Below are 19,515 nucleotides of genomic sequence, written 5' to 3'. Positions count from 1 at the left end.
CTTAGTCGAACAGTCCATCCTGCGATCCGGCGGGTGGATTGAGCCCGAGATGCTTCCAGCCGCCCGCGTTCAGGCAACGCCCGCGCGCGGTGCGCGCGACGAGGCCGAGCTGGATCAGATAGGGTTCGATCACCTCCTCGATCGTGTCGCGCGGCTCGCTCAGACCCGCGGCCAGCGTCTCCACGCCCACCGGCCCACCGCGATAGATGTCGGCGATCATCGTCAGATAGCGCCGGTCCATCGCGTCGAGCCCGAGCGCGTCGACCTCCAGCCGGTTGAGCGCGGAGTCGGCAGCCTTGGCGTCGACCACGTCATGCCCCGCCACGCTCGCGAAATCGCGCACCCGCCGCAGCAGCCGCCCCGCGATCCGCGGCGTACCGCGCGACCGCCGCGCGACCTCCACCGCACCGTCGGGAGCGATGGCGAGCCCCAGCAGCCCCGCCGCCCGCGTCACCACGCGCGTGAGTTCCTCGATGGTGTAGAATTGCAACCGCACGGGAATGCCGAACCGGTCGCGCAGCGGCGTGGTGAGCAGCCCCTGCCGCGTGGTCGCGCCGACGAGGGTGAAACGCGGCAGGTCGATCCGCACCGACCGTGCGGACGGCCCCTCGCCGATCATCAGATCGAGCGCGCGGTCCTCCATCGCGGGATAAAGCACCTCCTCGACGGCGGGCTGGAGACGGTGGATCTCGTCGATGAACAGCACGTCGCCGTCTTCGAGATTGGTCAGCAACGCCGCCAGATCGCCCGATTTAGCGATGACGGGCCCCGACGTCGCGCGAAACCCCACCCCCATTTCGCGCGCGACGATCTGCGCGAGCGTGGTCTTGCCGAGGCCGGGCGGCCCGAAGAACAGCACGTGATCGAGCGCATCGCCGCGCTCGCGCGCCGCCTGGATGAACACGCGCAGATTCTCTCGCGCCGCCTTCTGCCCGACGAATTCGTCGAGCGATTTGGGGCGAAGCGCCGCGTCGACATCCTCGGGCTTGCGGGCGGCGGTCAGGAGGCGATCGTCGGTCAAGGCCTGTCCCGAAACGCACGAACGACGTCGCGTGCGTGATGGATGATACGAACGATCAAAACATTTTCCTCGTCGTCGATGCGGTAGAATATCCGGTGCGGATGGTGCGACAAGCTGCGGATATCGTCCTGATGGAATCCGGGGCGCTCCTGCCTCGCCCGAGGATTGTCGCGCAACAGCCGGACGAGGCGTTCGAAGCCACTCATATGCGCCGCGGACGCCGTTGCACCATGATCCCGAATACCGATGGTCCTGATCTGCCGCAGATCCCGCGTCGCCACGGCGGTCAGCCGAACTCTACCCATGCGGGTCGGCGATCTCCGTCACGATGTCCCGCAAGACATCCTCAGGCTCGCGATCGATGATTCCCGAAGCGATACCTTCGTCGATCAACGCCTGGAGCCGCCGAACATCCGCCTGATAGAGACCCTGATCGCGTTCGACCAAGTCGCGGAGATAGGCAGCGGGGTCCACGAACCCCTCGGCGGATACGCGGCCATCGACGTAGCGCTGAAGTTCAGGCGGAAGGGAGACGTGGAGCTGCGCCATGTTCCCGATATAGTCCCCCGTGCATGGGCCGTCCAGCGCGACTACTTCGCCGCCTTGCGAAGCGCCAGCCGCACCAGCGCATCCAAGCCGGTGCCCGCGCCCAATTCCTCCTCGGCAGCCGCCACGGCATTCGCGGCCTCGGCCGGGCGGAACCCCAGGTTCAGCAGCGCCGAGACCGCATCCGCCGCCGCACCGCCTACAGGCGCCACGACACTCGCCCCGGCCGGGCCGATCGCGATGCCGCCCACCTTGTCCTTCAACTCACGCACGATCCGCTCGGCGAGTTTAGGGCCGACGCCGTTCGCGCGCGCCACCGTCGCCTTGTCCTGCGCCATCACCGCACGACCCAGATCGGCAGGCTCCAGCGCGGACAGGATCGCGAGCGCGACGCGCGCGCCCACGCCCTGCACGCCCGTCAACAGGCGGAACCAGTCGCGCTCACCCGCGCTGGAGAAGCCGACCAGGCGCAGAAAATCCTCGCCCACCAGCATCTCGGTATGCAGCATCACCGCCTCGCCGACCGGACCGATGCCGGCGAGCGTGCGGCTCGATGCACCGACCAGATAGCCGACGCCGCCGACATCGATCACGGCATGGTCGATCCCGGTCGAATCGAGCCGCCCCTTCAGATGCGCGATCATGCGGTCACCCGCGCGCGCCGCGCCATGCCCTCGGCGCTGGCGAGATGATGCGCGTGGCAGATCGCCACCGCCAGCGCGTCCGCCGCATCCGGCCCTGCCAGCTTCGCACCGGGCAGCAGCACCCCCATCATCGCCTGGATCTGCCTCTTCTCAGCGCCCCCTGTGCCGACCACCGCCTTCTTCACAGTCGAGGGATGATATTCGCCGATGTGCAGCCCCGCCCCCGCCGCCGCCAGCAGCACCACGCCGCGTGCCTGCCCCAGCTTCAGCGTCGATTGCGGGTTCGAATTGCCGAGCACCTCCTCCACGGCCGCGCCCGCCGGGCGCTCGGCACGGATCACGTCGATCAGCGCGGCATAGAGCGCGGACAGGCGACGTGGCAGCGCCATCGACGGATCCGTCCTGATCTGGCCGTTGGCGACATGCGTCAGCCGGTTGCCCTCGGCCCGGATCACGCCCCAGCCCGTGGTGCCGAGACCCGGATCGAGGCCGAGGATCATCACGCGGCCGTCATTCCCGCCAACGCTCCGAGCCGCGTCAACCTAGCTTCTCCATCACCGCATCGGACACTTCGTAATTGCCCCATACGGTCTGCACGTCATCGTCGTCGTCGAGCACGTCGATCAGCTTGAACAGCGTGGCGGCGTCGTTCTCGTCGACCTCGACCATCGTCTGCGGGCGCCAGGCGAGCTTGGCCCCCTCCGCCTCGCCCAGCACCGGCTCGAGCGCCTTCGAGACTTCGTGCAGATCGCCGACCGCGGTCCAGATCTCGTGGCCGTCCTCGCTGGAGGTCACGTCCTCGGCGCCGGCCTCCAGCGCCGCTTCGAAGACCTTTTCCGCATCGCCGGCGCGCGCCGGGTACGAGATCAGCCCCATCCGGTCGAACGCGTGGCTCACCGAACCCGGCGCGCCGAGATTGCCGCCGTTCTTGGAAATCGCGGTGCGCACGTTGGTCACGGTGCGGTTGCGGTTGTCGGTCAGCGTCTCGACGATCAGCGACACGCCGCCGGGGCCGAACGCCTCGTAGCGGATTTCCTCGTAATTCTCGGCATCGCCCTTCGACGCCTTGTCGATCGAGCGCTGGATATTGTCCTTGGGCATCGACTGCGCCTTGGCGGCGTTCACCGCAGCGCGCAGGCGCGGGTTCATGTCGGGATCGGGCAGGCCCATCTTGGCCGCGACGGTGATTTCGCGGCTCAGCTTCGAGAACATGCCCGAACGCTTCTTATCCTGCGCACCCTTGCGGTGCATGATGTTCTTGAACTTGGAATGGCCTGCCATCGACGCCTCTTTGAATGATGGCCGGCTTTAGGACGTGGGCGTGGATTTCGCCAGAGCGTCGATCTTGGCCTCCAGCGCGGCAAGCCGGTCGAGCACGATATGATCCAGCTTCTCGTGGACGCGCAGGATGTCGAGCTCCGATCGCAGGTTGGTTTCGTAGTCGAGGCTGGCGGCCAGGCGGTCCTTCGCCGATTGCCGGTTCTGGCTCATCATGATGACCGGCGCCTGTATCGCGGCCACGGTCGAGAGCATCAGGTTGAGGAAGATATAGGGGTAGGGGTCGAACGCCGCGCCGAAATGCGCGAGCACGTCCGAATTGAGCAGCATCCAGCCGAGCAGCACCACGGTGAAGGCGATGATGAAGCCCCACGAACCGCCGATCGCCGCGACCTTGTCCGACAACCGATCGCCGAAATCGGAGCGTTCATCGGCGACGTCAGCGGCGTCGCGGCTGACGGTGCGCCCCGACTCGATCCCGGCGAGGACGCGGCGCTCCTCCTCGTCGAGTTCGGCGGGCTTCTTGCCGAGCAGGCGATGCGCCATCTCCGCGAGCGCGGTGGCCGATATGCGGACGGCCGAGGCCATGGCGTTTCCCCTGATCGCGTGTCTCGCCGCCCCTTAGGACGGCGGCAGCGCGCCGCAAACCCCTTGCCCGCCCGGTCGCCGGCCTGCAAACGCACCCCCATGACGGTAAGCGTGGACATGGGGAGCGACGAGCGCGGCGGTTCGGTGCCGATCGACCTGGAGGAGCTGCTCGCGACGCGCCTGCTCGTCCAGGGTAATTCCGGATCGGGCAAATCGCATCTGCTGCGCCGCCTGCTCGAACGCTCGGCAGGCCAGGTTCAGCAGGTCGTGATCGATCCGGAGGGCGATTTCGTGACGCTCAGCGGCGCTTACGGCCATGTCGTGATCGAGGCGGGCGATTACAGCGAACGCGAGATCGCGCGGTTCGCCACACGGCTGCGCGAACATCGCGCGTCGGTCGTGCTGAGCCTCGAAGGGCTGGAGGTCGAAGGGCAGATGCGCTGTGCCGCCGCCTTCCTGTCGGCGATGTTCGATGCCCCGCGCGAACATTGGTACCCAGCGCTCGTGGTGGTCGACGAGGCGCAGCTCTTCGCGCCGGCCGCCGCGGGCGAGGTGACCGAAGAGGTGCGCCGCGCATCGCTGTCGGCCATGACCAACCTGATGTGCCGCGGGCGCAAGCGCGGCCTTGCCGGCGTGATCGCGACGCAGCGCCTCGCCAAGCTGGCCAAGAACGTCGCCGCCGAGGCCTCCAATTTCCTGATGGGCCGCACCTTTCTCGACATCGACATGGCGCGCGCCGCCGATCTGCTCGGCATGGATCGTCGCCAGGCGGAGACAATCCGCGATCTGCAGCGCGGCACCTTCCTGGCGCTCGGCCCTGCGGTGTCGCGGCGGCCGATCACGGTGCGGATCGGCGCGGTCGAGACGTCCGCGCGCAGCGGCAGCCCCAAGCTCACGCCCCTGCCCACCGCGACCCCGCCCGAGGACATGAAGGACCTGCTCTTCGCGCCCGAGCCGGTGGTGGATCAGCCCGGATTCGCCTTCGACAGCCGGCCGATGGCGGTGCCGCCCGACCGCGTGATCGCGCAGCTCGGCCGCAGCGTTCCCGAGCCGCTCACCGCCACCGAGCGCGACCCGCAGGAGGTGGAGGCGATCGTCGCGGAGGTGATGCGCGCGATCGTGGCCGATGCCGAGGCGGCGCTCCGGCCGCCCTCGGTGCTGTTCCAGGATTTCCAGGTGCGCTGCCGGATGGCCGATCTGGCGCGGCCGCCGCTCGATCTCGCGGGCTTCACCCGGCGGCTCAGTTGCGCGCGGGCGGGCATCTTCGATCTGGCCGACGAAGCATGGACCACCGCGCTCGATGTGGCGGGCGGTCTGCCCGACGATATGCTGGGCGCGTTCCTGCTGGTCGCCCGCGCCGCACGCGAGGGCGCACCCTGCCCGTCCGACGCGCAGATCGCCGAGACTTATGGCACCAGCTCGCTCGGCCGCGTGCGCCGCCTGATCGGCTATATCGAGCAGCGCGAGCTCTTCGTGTGCCGCACCGACCTGACCGGCAAACGCTCGATCACGATCCCCCGGCTCGGCTGGACGACGCAGGCGGCCGAAGCGGCCTGAGGGAAGCCTGCGCACGGACGATTTGCCAGCCTGCCCGCGCCATGCTTCAACGTCCGCCACGATAGGACAGGAGCAGGACAATGGATGCGAAGGACACGAAGGTGTCACGTAGAACGGTGGTGGCCGGGGCGGCGGTGGCGGGTATCGCCGCGATGCTGCCTTGGGCGCAAGTGGCCAGGGCGCAGGACGGTTCGCTCTACGTGATCGCCGAGCTGGTCGCCAAGAAGGGCCAGGAGGCGGCGCTGCGCGACGCGTTGATCCCCTTCGCGCAAGGGGCGACGCAGGATCGGGGCTGCCTGTCCTATCATTTGCACGAGGACATCGCGCATCCGGGCCGGTTCCTCACCTTCGAGAGCTGGACGAGCGAGGCGGATCTGGCGGCACACCTCTCCTCGCCGGCGATGGCGGCGGCGCGGCCGACCATGGCCAAGCTGCTCGGCAAGCCGTTCGCCATCACCCGGCTGCGGCGGCTCGTCTGACGATGCGGGGGCGCCCGGCCCGCGTAGCGGCCATCGCGGCGGTGCTGCTGCTCGCCGGGTCCGGCGCCGCCGCGGCGCTTACCTCGCCGCCGGGATTGTTGAGCTTTCTCGATGGTTTGGAGGGTGGCGGCGTGGGCGCGGACAGGGTCGCGCGCGCGGTGCCGTTCGGCGATCATGGGCAAGCGCTCGACGTCTGGCGGCCGGCAGGCGCGCGGGCGAAGCCGCTGCCGGTGGTGATCTTCTGGTATGGCGGCGGCTGGGTGAACGGATCGCGCGGCGCCTATGCCTTTGCCGCGCGCGCCTATGCCAAAGCGGGCTTCGTCGTCGTGGTGCCCGATTACCGCAAGGTGCCGCAGGTGCGCTTCCCCGCCTTTCTCCAGGACGGCGCGCAGGCGGTGAAATGGACGCGGGACCATGTCGCGTCCTATGGCGGCGATCCGGCGCGGATCGCGCTCGCCGGGCATTCGGCAGGCGCCTATACCGTCGCGATGCTGACGCTCGATCCGCGCTGGCTGCGCGCGGAGGGCGTCGATCCGGGGATCGTCAAGGCGGCAGTGGGGCTGTGCGGCCCCTATGACTTCTATCCCTTCACCGTGAAGCGATCGATCGATGCGATGCAGGGCGTCGCCAATCCCCAGATGACCCAGCCGCTGCACTTCGCCCGCGGTAATGCCGCGCCGATGCTGCTGATCTCGGCCGGCGACGACGTGCAGGTCCATGCGCACAACGCCGTCAACCTCACCGCGCGGATCGCGCAGCTAGGCGGGCGGGTGACTCATATCGATTATCCGGGAATCAGCCACGAGAACGTCGTCATGGCGCTATCCGTGCCGTTTCGCGGAAAGGCCCCCGTGCTGCGAGACAGCGTGGCGTTCCTCGATCGCGCAATGCCCGCGCCCTGGTAACCCCGCTCGCATCCACCGCCCCGATCGCGGCGGTGCCGGCTTGTTCGCCAGATTATTCGGGCGTGTTGGCCAGCGTGAAGATGCCGCGCGGATCGGTGGGCCCATGCTGCGCCAGCACGACGGGCGCGTCGAGATCGCTGCCCTTGGGCGCATGGCCCGAATAGATGAAGCCGTTGGTCGGATAGGCGCTCGTGCCCAGATCGCCCTGCGGCGCATACCAGACCTTCACCATCGACCAGTCGCCATTGGTGGACACGTCGACCGCACGGACGTCGGTTTCGACCTTGCCGGGGCGCGACCAGTTGGCGTGGGTGAGAAGCACCTCATGGTCGTTCACGATCTTCGACACCATCGCGACATGGCCGACGCGCATCCGGTGGCTGGCGGCAAAGGCGAGAACGGCGCCGACTTTGGGCGCATGGCCACGATCGTAGCGGCCGGCGGCCTGGCCCCACCAGGTGTTCGCGTTGCCGCGGATATCGATCCCCGAAATCTCGCGGGCATAGGGCGCGCACTGCCAGAACTGGGCGGCAGCCGGAGCGGCCGTCATCAGGCCGCACGATACCACCAGCGCAAAACGCGCTGCCAAAGCCTTGAAATTCATGGACCCCCCCGAAAGGTCGGTGAAAGCGATGAATTTTGGCTAGAGGCGCGCGATTTTTTTGGAAAGCCCCGCGGGAACCTTATCCGACGAAGCGTGTTTGCGGGGCGATGGCCGGGTTGAAACGAGGCGGGTGACCGTTGTTTCGGGGTATCGCCGACCCGCCGAACCGGTCGAATCTCAGCGGATGCTCTCCAGAATCGAGAAGAGCGAAGGCTGGCTGGCATCCCAGCTCGCGCGCGTGCCGATCGTCAGGCCGCCGTCGATCACGATATGCGTTCCCGTCACGAACGACGCATCGTCACTCGCCAGATAGGCGACCGCGGCGGCGATGTCCTCAGGGCGGCCGGTGCGGCGGATCGGCTGCGCGTCCGCAGCGACATGCGCGATGACGCCGTCCGCCCTGGCCTTGCCGGCGGCGTCGATGCCCAGCGCGCTGGTGAAGATGTTGGTGGCGATGAAGCCGGGGACGACGGCGTTCACCCGGATCGCATGCCTGGCCAGATCGGCCGCCGCCAGCCGCGTCAGATGAAGTACCCCGGCCTTGGCGGTCGAATAGGCGGTGGGCGCATAGCCGCTGCCGAGCGCGGACACGCTGGAGGTGTTGACGATCGCCCCGCCGCCGCGCCTGGCCATCAACGGTGCCGCGTGGCGAATGCCGAGCGCCACCGAGCGCAGCAGCAACGCCTGCGTCCGGTCCCAGTCGTCGGCGGAGATGGTATCGATCGGGTCGCGCGATCCGCCGGCGCCGGCATTGTTGAACAGGATGTCGAGGCCGCCCGCCGCGTCGGCCAGCGCCAGCAGCGCGACGATGTCGCCTTCTTGCGTCACATCGGTGCGGTGGAAGACGATCCGGCCGTTCGATTCGTCGGCGAGCGCCTGCCCCGCCTCCGCATCGATATCGCCGACGAAGACCTGCGCACCTTCGTCGACGAAGCGGAGCGCGGTGGCGCGCCCGATGCCCGATGCGCCGCCCGTCACCACCGCGTTCCTGCCCGACAACCGCATTCCACTCTCCTCGCTTTTGCCAATCATAGTATGGCATGTCTGCCGGTCAATCGGCGGTCGTTCGAACGTGCGGTTTGGCTTGCGGGCAATCCCGCAGCGCTCTACCCACGCCCTGGAACATCGTCACGGAACCCGCCATGCCCCTTGATCCCGAAACCTTCGACGCGCTGATCGACACGGTGCGCCGCTTCGTCGCCGAACGGCTCCGCCCGCTGGAGGCGGAGGTGGAGGCGAACGACGCGATCCCCGCCGCGGTGATCGCCGAGATGCGCGACATGGGGCTGTACGGGCTGTCGATCGCCGAAGATTATGGCGGCCTGGGGCTGGCCATGATCGAAGAGGTACGCGTTGCGATCGAACTGGGTCGAACGACGCCCGCTTTTCGTTCCACTTTCGGCACCAATGTGGGCATCGGCAGCCAGGGCCTCGTCATGGCGGGTACGCCCGAACAGAAGGCTAAGTGGCTGCCGCGGATCGCAAGCGGCGAGATCATCACCAGCTTCGCGCTCACCGAGCCCGATGTCGGGTCCGATTCCGGATCGGTGAAGACGCGCGCGGTGAAGGCCAAGGATGCCCAAGGCAACGACGTCTATCGCCTGTCGGGCACCAAACGCTACATCACCAATGCCGACAAGGCGGACCTGTTCACGGTGATGGCGCGCACCGGCGACGCACCGGGCGCACGCGGCGTGTCGGCATTTCTCGTGCCCCGCGATCTGCCGGGCGTGTCGATCGGCGAGCCCGAAAAGAAGATGGGGCAAAAGGGCGCGAAGGTCGCGGACGTCATCTTCGACGACGTGGCCGTCCCCGCTGCGAACCGGCTGGGCGCAGACGGTGAAGGCTTCAAGATCGCGATGCGCGTCCTCGATCGCGGCCGGCTGCACATCGCGGCCGTGTGCGTGGGCGTCGCCGAGCGGCTGATCGCGGACTGCGTCGCCTATGCGAGCGAGCGCAAGCAGTTCGGCAAGCCGATCGCCGAGCACCAGCTGATTCAGGCGATGATCGCCGATTCCAAGACCGAGGCGCTCGCCGCGCGCGCGCTGGTGCTGGAAACCGCGATGGCGAAGGATGCGGAGCGCGACGTGGTGCTCGAATCCGCCGCGGCCAAATATTACGCGTCGGAGATGGTCGGTCGCGTGGCGGACCGCGCGGTGCAGATCTTTGGGGGCGCGGGCTATATCGCCGATTACGGCATCGAACGGCTGTACCGCGACGTGCGGCTGTTCCGCATCTACGAAGGCACCAGCCAGATCCAGCAGATCATCATCGCCCGCGAAACCATCAAGCGCGGCGGCTAAAGGAGCAATCATGGACACGACCAACCTCTTCCGCCTCGACGGCCGGGTCGCGCTCGTCACCGGCGGTTCGCGCGGGATCGGCAAGATGATCGCGGCGGGCTTCATCGCGCAGGGCGCGAAGGTCTATATCTCGTCGCGCAAGGCCGCCGCCTGCGAGGAAACCGCCGCGCAGCTCGGACCCAACTGCATCCCCCTGCCCCAGGACGTCTCGAGCGTCGCCGGCTGCAAGGCACTGGCCGAGCAATTCGCGGCGGTGGAGGACGGGCTCGACATCCTGGTCAACAATGCGGGCGCGGCCTGGGGCGAGCCGTTCGAGAATTTTCCCGAGATCGGCTGGGACAAGGTGATGGACCTGAACGTCAAATCGCCTTTCTTCCTGACGCAGGCGCTCTACGCGCCGCTGAAGGCGGCGGCGTCGCGCGAACGCCCGGCCAAGGTCATCAACATCACCTCGATCGACGGCCAGCGGCTGAACCCGTGGGAGACGTACAGCTATCACGCCTCCAAATCGGCATTGATCTACCTCACCAAGCGGATGGCGGCGCGGCTGGTGCAGGATTCGATCAACGTCACCTCGATCGCCCCCGGCGCGTTTGCCAGCGAGATGAACAAGGCCGCGCGCGACCATGGCGAGACGATCGCCAAGGGCATCCCCGCCAAGCGCATCGGCGTGGACGAGGATATGGCCGGCACCGCGATCTTCCTGGCGAGCCGCGCGGGCGATTATGTGGTGGGCGACACGATCACCGTCGATGGGGGCCTGGTGAACGCGGCGCTGGGGACAAGTATCGACGCGTGAGGGTCAGCGGGCGAGCAGGCGCACGTCGAGACCAAGCGCCTGCCCGGCCGCTGCCATCGGGCCGTCGAGCGTCCACAGCGTGGCACCCGCATCGGCGGCGATCGCCAAGTGCAAGCCGTCCGCAGCACGCAGCGGCTTCGTACTGCGGGCGAGCAAGTCCGCAGCCAACGCGAAATGCCGTGGTTCGACTGAAATCAGAGTCATACTGTCGCGCAGCAGACTGCGCACGATCATCAACAGCCGCTGCCGTTCGGCAGGAGCGATGATGCCAGCCCGCGTCTTGGCTCCCAGCGCCGACGCCATCTCCATTTCACACCAGAGACTGGCCATCATCTCTTCATCGGCCGAGGAACGAAGCCAATTCTCCGCAATCTCCGAATATAGTTCTTCGGTGTACGCGCTGACGAGGATCGACGTATCGGGATAAAGCGGCATCAAAGCCGATCTTCGAGGCGCATCCGAGAGACGAACGAGAGACCGTCGGGATCGACATAAGGCTTGGACAGTGCGCGCACCCGCCGCATCTCTTCGAAATCGATCGGTTTGCGCGGGGGCGTCTCCGGGACCAGCCGAACGACCGGCTTGCCGCGCTTGGTGATCGACACGGTGTCACCCGCCTCGACGCGCTCGATCAGCTCGCTCAACCGTGCCTTCGCATCGGCCAATGCCACTGTCACCATCACCGCCTCCTGACCAATTACCTAGTCAGATATGGACCCGTGGCCGTCACCGCGCAATCCCTCCCGCGGCGAGCACCGCGAGCGTCACCAGCTCGCTCGCCGTGCTGGTCATCGGCGCGACCTGGACGGGCTTTTCCATGCCGATCAGCATCGGCCCGATCACCGAATCGCCGCCCAATTCGCGCAGCAGCTTGGCCGAGATATGCGCCGACTGGAGGCCGGGCATGATGAGCACGTTGGCGGGCCCCGACAGCCGCGCGAACGGGTAGTTGGCGAGCTGCTTGGGATTCAGCGCCACGTCCGGCGCCATCTCGCCGTCATATTCGAAGCTCACGCGGCGCCCGTCCAGCACACCCACCGCATCGCGCACATTGTCGACCCAGAAGCCCTTGGGGTTGCCGAAGTTGGAATAGCTGAGGAACGCGACGCGCGGCTCGTGGCCCATTCGGCGTGCGACCGCGGCGGTCTGCTCGGCGAAATCGGCGAGTTCCTCGGCGCTCGGCCGCTCGTTGATCGCGGTGTCGGCGATGAAGACGGTGTGGCTCTGCCCCACCAGCAGGTGGATACCGAACGGCGCCTTGCCGCGCACCGGGTCGATCACGCGTTTGATCTGGCGCATCGTCTCGGCATAGGTGCGCGTGATGCCGGTTATCATCGCATCGCCTTCGCCGAGCTGCAGCAGCAGCGCGCCGAAGATGTTGCGATCCTGGTTCACCATCCGCTCGCAGTCGCGGCGCAGATAGCCGCGGCGCTGCAGTCGGGCGTAGAGGAAATCGACCATCCGCGGCACCAGCGGCGAGACGCGGCTGTTGTGCAGCTCGAAGCTCTCGGGATCGGTGACGCCCAGCGCGCGCAGCCGATCGGGCACATCGTCGCGGCCGACCAGCACGGGCGTGCCATAGCCGCCCTCGCGGAACGCGATCGCGGCGCGCAGCACCACCTCCTCCTCGCCCTCGGCGAAGATCACGCGCTTGGGATGTGCGCGCGCACCCTCATAGGCGAGCGTCAGCACCGATGTCGTGGGGTTGAGGCGCGCGCGCAGCGACTGGCGATACGCCTCCATGTCGAGAATCGGCTTGGTCGCCACACCCGAATCCATCGCCGCGCGGGCTACCGCCATCGACACGACCTCCATCAGCCGCGGATCGAACGGTGCGGGAATGATATAGGCAGGGCCGAAGCTGTGGCTGACGCCATAAGCCAGCGCGACCTCCTCGGGAACGCGCTCGCGCGCCAGTTCGGCGATGGCATTGGCGGCGGCGATCTTCATCGCATCGTTGATGCCCGTCGCGCGCACGTCGAGCGCGCCGCGGAAGATGAAGGGAAAGCAGAGCACGTTGTTGACCTGGTTCGGATAATCCGAACGGCCCGTCGCCACGATCGCGTCGGGCCGCGCGGCCATCGCGAGTTCGGGGCGGATCTCGGGCTCGGGATTGGCCATCGCGAAGATGATCGGTGCCTTGGCCATATCCTTGACCATCTCGGGCTTGAGCGCACCGCCTGCGGACAGGCCCAGGAACACGTCGGCGCCTTCGAGCGCTTCGGTCAGGGTGCGACGCGTGGTCGCGGCGGCATGCGCGGATTGCCACTGGTTCACGTCGTCGCGGCCCTGATAGATCACGCCCGTCTTGTCGCACATGATGACATGATCGGAGCGCACGCCCATCGCCTTCACGAGCTCGGTACAGGCGATCGCCGCCGCGCCCGCGCCGTTCACCACCATCCGGATCTCGTCGAGCCGCCGCCCCGTCAGGCGGCACGCGTTGATGAGCCCGGCGGCGACGATGATCGCGGTGCCGTGCTGGTCGTCATGGAAGACCGGGATGTTCATCCGCTCGCGAAGCGACTGTTCGATGATGAAACATTCGGGCGCCTTGATGTCCTCGAGGTTGATGCCGCCGAAGCTCGGCTCCATCAGTTCGACCGCGTCGATGAAGCGATCGACATCCTCCGTCTTCAGCTCGATATCGATCGAATCGACGTCGGCGAAGCGCTTGAAGAGCACGGCCTTGCCCTCCATCACCGGCTTGGACGCCAGCGCGCCGAGATTGCCCATGCCCAGGATCGCGGTGCCGTTCGAGATCACCGCGACCAGATTGCCCTTGGCGGTGTAATCATAGGCGGTCGCGGGATCGTCGGCGATCGCGCGCACCGGCACCGCAACGCCCGGCGAATAGGCGAGCGCGAGGTCGCGTTGCGTCGCCATCGGCTTGGATGCGATGATCTCGATCTTGCCGGGGCGGCCCTCCGAATGGAACAGCAACGCCTCGCGTTCGGAGAATTGCAGGTTGTTTTCGTCGGACATGGGGCCTCGCACGGCTGGGGAGATGAACGGTCTTTACGGCGCGCACCCCGCTTCGTCACCCTTGCTGAAGCCGTAGCGGCGGTGGCGGGTTGAACGACGGGGCGGGCGATGTATCAGCGGGCATGGCCTCCCCTCCCCCCACGCCGATGATGGCCCAGTATCTGGCGTTGAAGGCCGAGGCCGAGGATTGCCTGCTGTTCTACCGGATGGGCGATTTCTTCGAACTGTTCTTCGACGATGCCCGCGTGGCCGCCGCCGTGCTCGACATCGCGCTGACCGCGCGCGGCGAACATGACGGCGAGAAGATCCCGATGTGCGGCGTGCCCGTCCATGCCGCGACCGCCTATCTCCAGCGGCTCATCAAGGCCGGCCACCGCGTCGCGATCGCCGAACAGACCGAAAGCCCGGCGGAGGCCAAGAAACGCGCCGGCAAGACGCTCGTGTCGCGCGCGATCGTGCGCGTCGTCACCGCCGGCACGCTGACCGAGGAGGCGCTGCTCGATTCGCGCGCCGACAATTGGTGCGTGGCGATCGGCGAAGCGGCGGGCGGCGTGGCGATCGCCGCCGCCGACGTTTCCACCGGCCGGTTCGAGATCGTCGAGACCGATGCCGGCGGCCTGGACGCCGAACTCGCTCGGCTGGGTGCGGCGGAGGTGATCGCCAGCGAAGGCGGCATGGGCGCGGACCGTGCCACCACGCTTCGCCCGCGCGCCGATTTCGACAGCGGCCAAGGCGAGGCACGGCTGTTGCGGCTGTACGGCGTGGCGACGCTCGACGGCTTCGGCCAGTTCGGCCGCGCTGCGCTGTCGGCGGCCGGCGGGCTCGTCGCCTATCTGGATCATACCGCCAAGGGCGCGCTGCCCTTTCTCCGCCCCCCGCGCGCGGCACGCACGGCGGAGGTGATGGCGATCGACGCCGCGACGCGCGAGAGTCTGGAGCTGACCTGCACGGTAGGCGGCACGCGCAAGGGCAGCCTGCTGGATGCGGTCGACCGCACCGTGACGGGTGCGGGCGCGCGGATGCTCGGTGGCGACGTCGGCGCGCCGCTGATGGACCGGGCGGCGATCGAGGCGCGGCTCGATCTCGTCACCTATCTCCACGACGATGCGGGCCTGCGCGAGCGGCTGCGCACGACGCTGCGCACGCTGCCGGATATCGGCCGCGCGATCGGGCGGATCGCCGCCGGTCGCGGCTCGCCGCGCGATCTCGGCCAGTTGCGCGATGGGCTGGACGGCGCCTGGGCGCTGGGCGAGCGGCTGGACGGGGTCGCCGAACCGCCGGCACTGCTGCGATCGATCGTCCCCCGGCTGCGCGGCCATGGCAGCCTGATCGACCTGCTCAAACGCGCGCTCGTACCCGCGCCGCCGATCGACGCGTCGGACGGCGGCTATATCGCCGGCGGCTATGACGTGGCGCTCGACGATCTGCGTGACACCGGCGCGGGTGGGCGGCGGGCGATCGCGGCGCTCGAGGCCGAATTCCGCGCGAACACCGGCATCGCGGTGCTCAAGATCCGCCACAACGGCGTGCTCGGCTATCATGTCGAGGTACCCGCGCGCGCCGCCGATGCGCTGATGAAGCCCGATAGCGGCTTTACCCACCGCCAGACCCTGGCCGGCGTGGTGCGCTTCAACACGCCGTCGCTCCACGACGTGGCGGCGCGGGTGGCGCAAGCCGGCGCGCACGCGCTCGCCGCCGAGGCCGCGCATCTGGAGGATCTGGCCGCTGCCGCGCTGGCGAGCCGCGAGAGCATCGCCGCCACCGCGGATGCGCTCGCCCGGCTCGACGTCGCCGCGGGCCTCGCCGAACGGGCGACCGAAGGCGGCTGGGCTCGCCCGGCTCTGGTCGATCACGCCTGTTTCGACATCACGGGCGGGCGCCACCCGGTCGTGGAGGCGGCGGTGGCGCGCAGCGGCGGGCGTTTCGTGGCGAACGACTGTACGCTGTCCGAATCGTCGCGGCTGTGGCTCGTCACCGGACCCAATATGGGCGGCAAATCGACCTTCCTGCGGCAGAACGCCTGCATCGCGGTGCTGGCGCAGGCGGGCAGCTATGTCCCGGCCGCCAGCGCGACGCTGGGGCTGGTCGATCGCCTGTTCAGTCGTGTCGGCGCGTCGGACAATCTCGCACGCGGGCGCTCCACCTTCATGGTCGAGATGGTAGAAACGGCGGCCATCCTCGCACAGGCGACGCCCAGATCCTTCGTGATCCTGGACGAGGTCGGCCGCGGCACCTCGACCTATGACGGGCTCGCGATCGCCTGGGCGGTGGTCGAGGCGATCCATGAGAACAATCGCTGCCGCTGCCTGTTCGCGACGCATTATCACGAACTGACCCGGCTGGCCGAGCGCTGCGACGCGCTGTCGCTCCATCACGTCCGCGCGCGCGAATGGAAGGGCGAGCTGGTGCTGCTCCACGAACTCGCCGAGGGGCCCGCCGATCGCAGCTATGGCATCGCGGTCGCGCGGCTGGCGGGAATGCCGCCCACGGCGGTCGCCCGCGCCAAGGCGGTGCTCGCCAAGCTGGAGGCGGGGCGTGCCAAGACGGGCGGCCTCGCGGCGGGGCTGGACGACCTGCCGCTCTTCGCCGCAGCGGCGCAGGCGGTCGAGAGCGCGCAGTCCGAATGCGACGCGATCCGCCGCGAGGTGGAAGCGCTGGATATCGACGCCCTCACCCCGCGCGAGGCGCTCGACACGCTGTACCGTCTGAGCGCGCTCGCCCGGGACGAATGACCCCGCCATCGCCTTGCGGGGTGACGGGCAGACATAATCGTGGTTAAGCCGTTGACGCGTCGGAGGACGCCGATAAGGCGCGCGCCGACGCTCTTTCAGGATTGCAAGCCGATGGACACCTATCTTCAGGCGCTCGACCTGATGCTGCGCGCATCCGACCTGATGGAGCAGCGCGGCGAAACCGCGCTCGTCGCGCATATGGCGATGCCGATCGCGTTGCTGTCGGAACGCGTGCGCGGGGCGAGCGGCTATCCGCAGCCCGCCTGACCGGGCGATTAGACGCCGGGCGCGGGAGCCTCTATCGCAGGGCCATGCCGCTTCGTTTCGATCCGATCCCGAACCGCCGCGCGATCGTCGATCATCGCGCGCTGGCCGATACGCTCGCCGCGCTGGATGCGCCGGGTAGCGTCGCGCTGCGCCGGGCCGCCGTGCCGGTGCTCAAGACCGCGCTCGACGCCGGCCGCGCCGAGATCGCGCGGCGGCTGATCGAACATCCCTCGCGCGGGCTGGAGATCGCGGGTGCGCAGGCCTATCTCACCGACCGGCTGCTGCGCGCCGCGCTCGACTTCACGCTGGCCCGTCTCCATCCACTCGCCAATCCCACGCGCGGCGAGCGGCTGACGCTGATCGCGGTGGGTGGCTATGGCCGCGGCGAGATGGCGCCGCATTCGGATGTCGACATCGGCTTTCTCACCCCCGGCAAGCAGACGCCCTGGGCCGAGCAGGTGATCGAGTCGTTGCTCTACACGCTGTGGGATCTGGGGCTGAAGATCGGCCATTCCAGCCGGTCGCTGGACGAGATGATCCGTCAGGCGAAGGCCGACATCACGGTGCGCACCGCGCTGCTGGAGGCGCGCTACGTCTGGGGCGACCGCGATCTCTATGCGGACGCCGCACGTCGCTTCAAGGCGGAGGTGCAGGCCGACACCGCCGGCAAGTTCATCGCCGACAAGCTGGCGGAGCGCGACGTGCGCCATCGCAAGATGGGCGACAGCCGCTATGTCGTAGAACCAAATGTGAAGGAGGGCAAGGGCGGCCTGCGCGACCTGCACGCGCTGTTCTGGATCGGGAAATATATCTATGACGTGCAGCGCGCCGCGCAGCTCGTCGAAACCGGGCTGCTGACCAAGGCCGAATATCGCCTGTTCCACCGCGCCGACAATTTCCTCTGGGCGGTGCGCTGCCACCTCCACGCGCTGTCCGGGCGGGCCGAGGATCGGCTGACCTTCGACATGCAGCGCGAGATCGCCGATCGGATGCGCTTCTCCGATCGGCCGGGCAAGTCGAAGGTCGAGCGGTTCATGCAATATTATTTCCTGCAGGCGCGCGCCGTTGGGAATCTGACGGGCGTGTTCCTCGCGCATCTGGACGAGAAATTTGCCAGCCGCGGGCGGCGCTTCGGCCTGCCGCACCGGCAACGCGCGCCGGGGCGACTGAACGGGTTCGTACTTGATCGCGGGCGCCTTGCCCTGCCCGACGACGGCTTCTTCGCCGCCGATCCCGTCCGGCTGATCGAGCTGTTCGCGCTGGCGGACCGCTACGAGCTGGAGATCCACCCGCTCACGATGCGCGCCGCCGCGCGCGATGCCAAACTCGCCGACGAGATCCGCACCGATCCACGCGCGAACGCGCTGTTCCTCGACGTGCTGGCATCCCCCCGCGATCCGGAAACGGTGCTGCGCTGGATGAACGAGGCCGATGTGTTCGGCCGCTTCGTGCCCGATTTCGGGCGCGTCGTGGCGCAGATGCAGTTCGACATGTACCATCATTACACCGTGGACGAGCACACGATCCGCGCCATCGGGCTGCTCAGCCGGATCGAGCGCGGGCTGCTCTGCGACGATCATCCGCTCGCGTCCGACATCTTCGGCCAGATCGTGTCGCGTCGGGTACTCTACGTCGCCGTGCTGATCCACGACATCGCCAAGGGACGGGGCGGCGATCATTCCATCCTGGGCGCGGAGGTCGCCTGCCGGCTCTGCCCGCGGCTCGGCCTGACCGCGGCCGAGACGGAAACCGTGTCATGGCTGGTGCGCCATCACCTGCTGATGTCGGCGACGGCGTTCAAACGCGATCTGTCGGATTTCAAGACGATCCTCGATTTCTGCGACGTGGTGCAGAGCCCCGAGCGGCTGCGGCTGCTGCTGCTGCTCACCATCGTCGACATCCGCGCGGTGGGCCCGGGCGTGTGGAACGGGTGGAAGCGCCAGCTTCTTGCCGATCTCTACGAATCCGCCGAAGAGGTGCTGCGGCTGGGGCACAAGCAGCGCGGGCGCAGCGAACGGGTGGCCGCCAAACAGGCCGCGCTCGCACAGGCGCTGGGCTGGGACCCCGAGCGCTTCGCCGCGCTCGTCCACCGCCTGCCCGAGCCCTATTGGGTCGCCGAGCCGGACGACGTGCTGGTGCACAATGCCCAATTCATGGCGCGCGCAGGCGACGCGCCGCTCGCGATCGACGTGCAGGTCTATCCGCAGCGCGGCGCGACGCTGGTGACGATCCATGCCGCGGATCATCCCGGCCTCTTCTACCGGATCGCGGGCGCCATCCATGTCGCGGGGGGCAACATCATCGATGCGCGGATCCACACCACGCGCGACGGCATGGCGCTCGACAATTTCCTCGTCCAGGATCCGGTCGGCCGCCCGTTCGACGACACCGCGCAGCTCGAACGGCTGAAGACCGCGATCGCGGATGCACTCGCCAATCGCGGCAAGCTCGCCGACCGGCTCGTCGCCAAGCCGCTGCCGCGCAAGCGCGCCGAGGCGTTCGACATCGTGCCCAACGTGCTGATCGATCCCCGCGCCTCGAACCGGTTCACGGTGATCGAGGTGAATGCCCGCGACCGGCCCGCCCTGCTCAGCCAGCTCGCCAACGCGCTGTTCCAGTCGAAGGTCACGATCCATTCGGCGCATGTCGCCACCTATGGCGAGCGCGCGGTCGACACCTTCTACCTGACCGACCTGACCGGCGATCCGATCGTCGCGCCGGCGCGGCTCAAGACGCTGGAGAAACGGCTGCTGGAGGCCGCCGCCGGCACGCCGCCCGCGCTCGCCGCCTGATCCGGGCGGCGAGCG

Annotated in this window: 20 protein-coding genes; 8 read left to right on the top strand and 12 right to left on the bottom strand. The window is 68.2% G+C overall.

All coding sequences use genetic code 11. The features are described 5' to 3' along the window. Window position 1 precedes the first annotated feature (1 nt). Genes ruvB through L8H00_RS15605 form a run of 7 tightly spaced genes read right to left on the bottom strand, consistent with a single transcriptional unit; the run spans window position 2 to window position 4,077 of the window. Window positions 2-1,021, bottom strand: coding sequence for a Holliday junction branch migration DNA helicase RuvB (ruvB, locus tag L8H00_RS15635; protein ID WP_242098237.1), 1,020 nt, complete (start codon window positions 1,019-1,021; stop codon window positions 2-4). Then, window positions 1,018-1,326, bottom strand: a complete 309-nt coding sequence (locus L8H00_RS15630) for a type II toxin-antitoxin system RelE/ParE family toxin (protein WP_277924499.1) — start codon at window positions 1,324-1,326, stop codon at window positions 1,018-1,020. The genes ruvB and L8H00_RS15630 overlap by 4 nt, the downstream gene beginning before the upstream one ends. After that, window positions 1,319-1,570, bottom strand: a complete 252-nt coding sequence (locus tag L8H00_RS15625) for a type II toxin-antitoxin system ParD family antitoxin (protein WP_242098235.1) — start codon at window positions 1,568-1,570, stop codon at window positions 1,319-1,321. The genes L8H00_RS15630 and L8H00_RS15625 overlap by 8 nt, the downstream gene beginning before the upstream one ends. 41 nt (window positions 1,571-1,611) lie before the next feature. Beyond that, window positions 1,612-2,211, bottom strand: coding sequence for a Holliday junction branch migration protein RuvA (ruvA, locus tag L8H00_RS15620; protein WP_242098234.1), 600 nt, complete (start codon window positions 2,209-2,211; stop codon window positions 1,612-1,614). After that, window positions 2,208-2,714: a crossover junction endodeoxyribonuclease RuvC gene (gene ruvC / locus L8H00_RS15615; RefSeq protein WP_242098233.1), complete on the bottom strand. Its 507-nt coding sequence runs from the start codon at window positions 2,712-2,714 to the stop codon at window positions 2,208-2,210. Before ruvC ends, ruvA begins: the two co-directional genes overlap by 4 nt. 34 nt (window positions 2,715-2,748) lie before the next feature. Beyond that, entirely contained in the window at window positions 2,749-3,492 is a 744-nt protein-coding gene (locus L8H00_RS15610; RefSeq protein WP_242098232.1) for a YebC/PmpR family DNA-binding transcriptional regulator, read from the bottom strand. A 27-nt stretch (window positions 3,493-3,519) separates the two neighbouring features. Beyond that, window positions 3,520-4,077, bottom strand: a complete 558-nt coding sequence (locus tag L8H00_RS15605; RefSeq protein WP_242098231.1) for a DUF1003 domain-containing protein — start codon at window positions 4,075-4,077, stop codon at window positions 3,520-3,522. Window positions 4,078-4,176: 99 nt separating this feature from the next. On the opposite strand from L8H00_RS15605, the gene L8H00_RS15600 reads away from it, so the two are divergent. The 3 genes from L8H00_RS15600 to L8H00_RS15590 all read left to right on the top strand — a co-directional run bounded on the left by L8H00_RS15600 (window position 4,177) and on the right by L8H00_RS15590 (window position 7,018). Further along, window positions 4,177-5,634, top strand: a complete 1,458-nt coding sequence (locus L8H00_RS15600; RefSeq protein WP_242098230.1) for an ATP-binding protein — start codon at window positions 4,177-4,179, stop codon at window positions 5,632-5,634. 101 nt (window positions 5,635-5,735) lie between these two features. Continuing rightward, entirely contained in the window at window positions 5,736-6,113 is a 378-nt protein-coding gene (locus L8H00_RS15595; RefSeq protein WP_242098229.1) for a putative quinol monooxygenase, read from the top strand. 2 nt (window positions 6,114-6,115) lie between these two features. Further along, window positions 6,116-7,018, top strand: a complete 903-nt coding sequence (locus L8H00_RS15590) for an alpha/beta hydrolase (protein ID WP_242098228.1) — start codon at window positions 6,116-6,118, stop codon at window positions 7,016-7,018. A 52-nt stretch (window positions 7,019-7,070) separates the two neighbouring features. On the opposite strand, the gene L8H00_RS15585 is transcribed toward L8H00_RS15590, so the two are convergent. Next, a complete protein-coding gene (locus tag L8H00_RS15585; RefSeq protein WP_242098227.1) occupies window positions 7,071-7,622 on the bottom strand; it encodes a CHAP domain-containing protein in 552 nt (183 codons plus the stop codon). Window positions 7,623-7,799: 177 nt separating this feature from the next. After that, entirely contained in the window at window positions 7,800-8,627 is an 828-nt protein-coding gene (locus L8H00_RS15580) for an SDR family oxidoreductase (protein ID WP_242098226.1), read from the bottom strand. Window positions 8,628-8,764: 137 nt separating this feature from the next. Here L8H00_RS15580 and L8H00_RS15575 point away from each other — a divergent pair, with 137 nt between their 5' ends. Both L8H00_RS15575 and L8H00_RS15570 read left to right on the top strand, forming a co-directional pair. After that, entirely contained in the window at window positions 8,765-9,925 is a 1,161-nt protein-coding gene (locus L8H00_RS15575; protein ID WP_242098225.1) for an acyl-CoA dehydrogenase family protein, read from the top strand. 10 nt (window positions 9,926-9,935) lie between these two features. Next, the gene (locus L8H00_RS15570) at window positions 9,936-10,724 is read left to right on the top strand and encodes an SDR family oxidoreductase (protein WP_242098224.1); all 789 of its coding nucleotides are present in this window, start codon (window positions 9,936-9,938) and stop codon (window positions 10,722-10,724) included. Window positions 10,725-10,727: 3 nt separating this feature from the next. Here the strand turns inward: L8H00_RS15570 and L8H00_RS15565 are convergent, their stop codons facing one another. Genes L8H00_RS15565 through L8H00_RS15555 form a run of 3 tightly spaced genes read right to left on the bottom strand, consistent with a single transcriptional unit; the run spans window position 10,728 to window position 13,709 of the window. Then, on the bottom strand, window positions 10,728-11,159 hold the full coding sequence (locus L8H00_RS15565; protein WP_242098223.1) for a type II toxin-antitoxin system VapC family toxin: 432 nt from the start codon (window positions 11,157-11,159) through the stop codon (window positions 10,728-10,730). Further along, window positions 11,159-11,404 carry a type II toxin-antitoxin system prevent-host-death family antitoxin gene (locus L8H00_RS15560; protein WP_242098222.1) on the bottom strand — a complete coding sequence of 82 codons (246 nt, stop codon included), beginning with the start codon at window positions 11,402-11,404 and terminating at the stop codon, window positions 11,159-11,161. Before L8H00_RS15560 ends, L8H00_RS15565 begins: the two co-directional genes overlap by 1 nt. A 46-nt stretch (window positions 11,405-11,450) precedes the next feature. Next, the gene (locus tag L8H00_RS15555) at window positions 11,451-13,709 is read right to left on the bottom strand and encodes an NADP-dependent malic enzyme (RefSeq protein WP_242098221.1); all 2,259 of its coding nucleotides are present in this window, start codon (window positions 13,707-13,709) and stop codon (window positions 11,451-11,453) included. A 146-nt stretch (window positions 13,710-13,855) separates the two neighbouring features. On the opposite strand from L8H00_RS15555, the gene mutS reads away from it, so the two are divergent. The 3 genes from mutS to L8H00_RS15540 all read left to right on the top strand — a co-directional run bounded on the left by mutS (window position 13,856) and on the right by L8H00_RS15540 (window position 19,500). Continuing rightward, window positions 13,856-16,441: a DNA mismatch repair protein MutS gene (mutS, locus tag L8H00_RS15550; protein ID WP_242098259.1), complete on the top strand. Its 2,586-nt coding sequence runs from the start codon at window positions 13,856-13,858 to the stop codon at window positions 16,439-16,441. Window positions 16,442-16,552: 111 nt separating this feature from the next. Then, on the top strand, window positions 16,553-16,708 hold the full coding sequence (locus L8H00_RS15545; RefSeq protein ID WP_242098220.1) for a hypothetical protein: 156 nt from the start codon (window positions 16,553-16,555) through the stop codon (window positions 16,706-16,708). Window positions 16,709-16,752: 44 nt separating this feature from the next. Further along, window positions 16,753-19,500, top strand: coding sequence for a [protein-PII] uridylyltransferase (locus tag L8H00_RS15540; protein ID WP_242098219.1), 2,748 nt, complete (start codon window positions 16,753-16,755; stop codon window positions 19,498-19,500). Window positions 19,501-19,515: the final 15 nt, after the last annotated feature.

The sequence above is a fragment of the Sphingomonas sp. CROZ-RG-20F-R02-07 genome, from assembly GCF_022662335.1.
Lineage (GTDB): Bacteria > Pseudomonadota > Alphaproteobacteria > Sphingomonadales > Sphingomonadaceae > Sphingomonas.
Note: the sequence above shows the minus strand (reverse complement) of the source record. Positions and strands in the feature narration are given on the sequence as shown.

Excerpts from the sequence above, each read along its gene's own strand:
- L8H00_RS15630 (WP_277924499.1), bottom strand. The coding sequence starts at position 1,326 with ATGGGTAGAGTTCGGCTGACCGCCGTGGCGACGCGGGATCTGCGGCAG.
- L8H00_RS15625 (WP_242098235.1), bottom strand. The coding sequence starts at position 1,570 with ATGGCGCAGCTCCACGTCTCCCTTCCGCCTGAACTTCAGCGCTACGTC.
- ruvA (WP_242098234.1), bottom strand. The coding sequence starts at position 2,211 with ATGATCGCGCATCTGAAGGGGCGGCTCGATTCGACCGGGATCGACCAT.
- L8H00_RS15610 (WP_242098232.1), bottom strand. The coding sequence starts at position 3,492 with ATGGCAGGCCATTCCAAGTTCAAGAACATCATGCACCGCAAGGGTGCG.
- L8H00_RS15605 (WP_242098231.1), bottom strand. The coding sequence starts at position 4,077 with ATGGCCTCGGCCGTCCGCATATCGGCCACCGCGCTCGCGGAGATGGCG.
- L8H00_RS15600 (WP_242098230.1), top strand. The coding sequence starts at position 4,177 with ATGACGGTAAGCGTGGACATGGGGAGCGACGAGCGCGGCGGTTCGGTG.
- L8H00_RS15590 (WP_242098228.1), top strand. The coding sequence starts at position 6,116 with ATGCGGGGGCGCCCGGCCCGCGTAGCGGCCATCGCGGCGGTGCTGCTG.
- L8H00_RS15585 (WP_242098227.1), bottom strand. The coding sequence starts at position 7,622 with ATGAATTTCAAGGCTTTGGCAGCGCGTTTTGCGCTGGTGGTATCGTGC.
- L8H00_RS15580 (WP_242098226.1), bottom strand. The coding sequence starts at position 8,627 with ATGCGGTTGTCGGGCAGGAACGCGGTGGTGACGGGCGGCGCATCGGGC.
- L8H00_RS15575 (WP_242098225.1), top strand. The coding sequence starts at position 8,765 with ATGCCCCTTGATCCCGAAACCTTCGACGCGCTGATCGACACGGTGCGC.
- L8H00_RS15570 (WP_242098224.1), top strand. The coding sequence starts at position 9,936 with ATGGACACGACCAACCTCTTCCGCCTCGACGGCCGGGTCGCGCTCGTC.
- L8H00_RS15565 (WP_242098223.1), bottom strand. The coding sequence starts at position 11,159 with ATGCCGCTTTATCCCGATACGTCGATCCTCGTCAGCGCGTACACCGAA.
- L8H00_RS15560 (WP_242098222.1), bottom strand. The coding sequence starts at position 11,404 with ATGGTGACAGTGGCATTGGCCGATGCGAAGGCACGGTTGAGCGAGCTG.
- L8H00_RS15555 (WP_242098221.1), bottom strand. The coding sequence starts at position 13,709 with ATGTCCGACGAAAACAACCTGCAATTCTCCGAACGCGAGGCGTTGCTG.
- mutS (WP_242098259.1), top strand. The coding sequence starts at position 13,856 with ATGATGGCCCAGTATCTGGCGTTGAAGGCCGAGGCCGAGGATTGCCTG.
- L8H00_RS15545 (WP_242098220.1), top strand. The coding sequence starts at position 16,553 with ATGGACACCTATCTTCAGGCGCTCGACCTGATGCTGCGCGCATCCGAC.
- L8H00_RS15540 (WP_242098219.1), top strand. The coding sequence starts at position 16,753 with ATGCCGCTTCGTTTCGATCCGATCCCGAACCGCCGCGCGATCGTCGAT.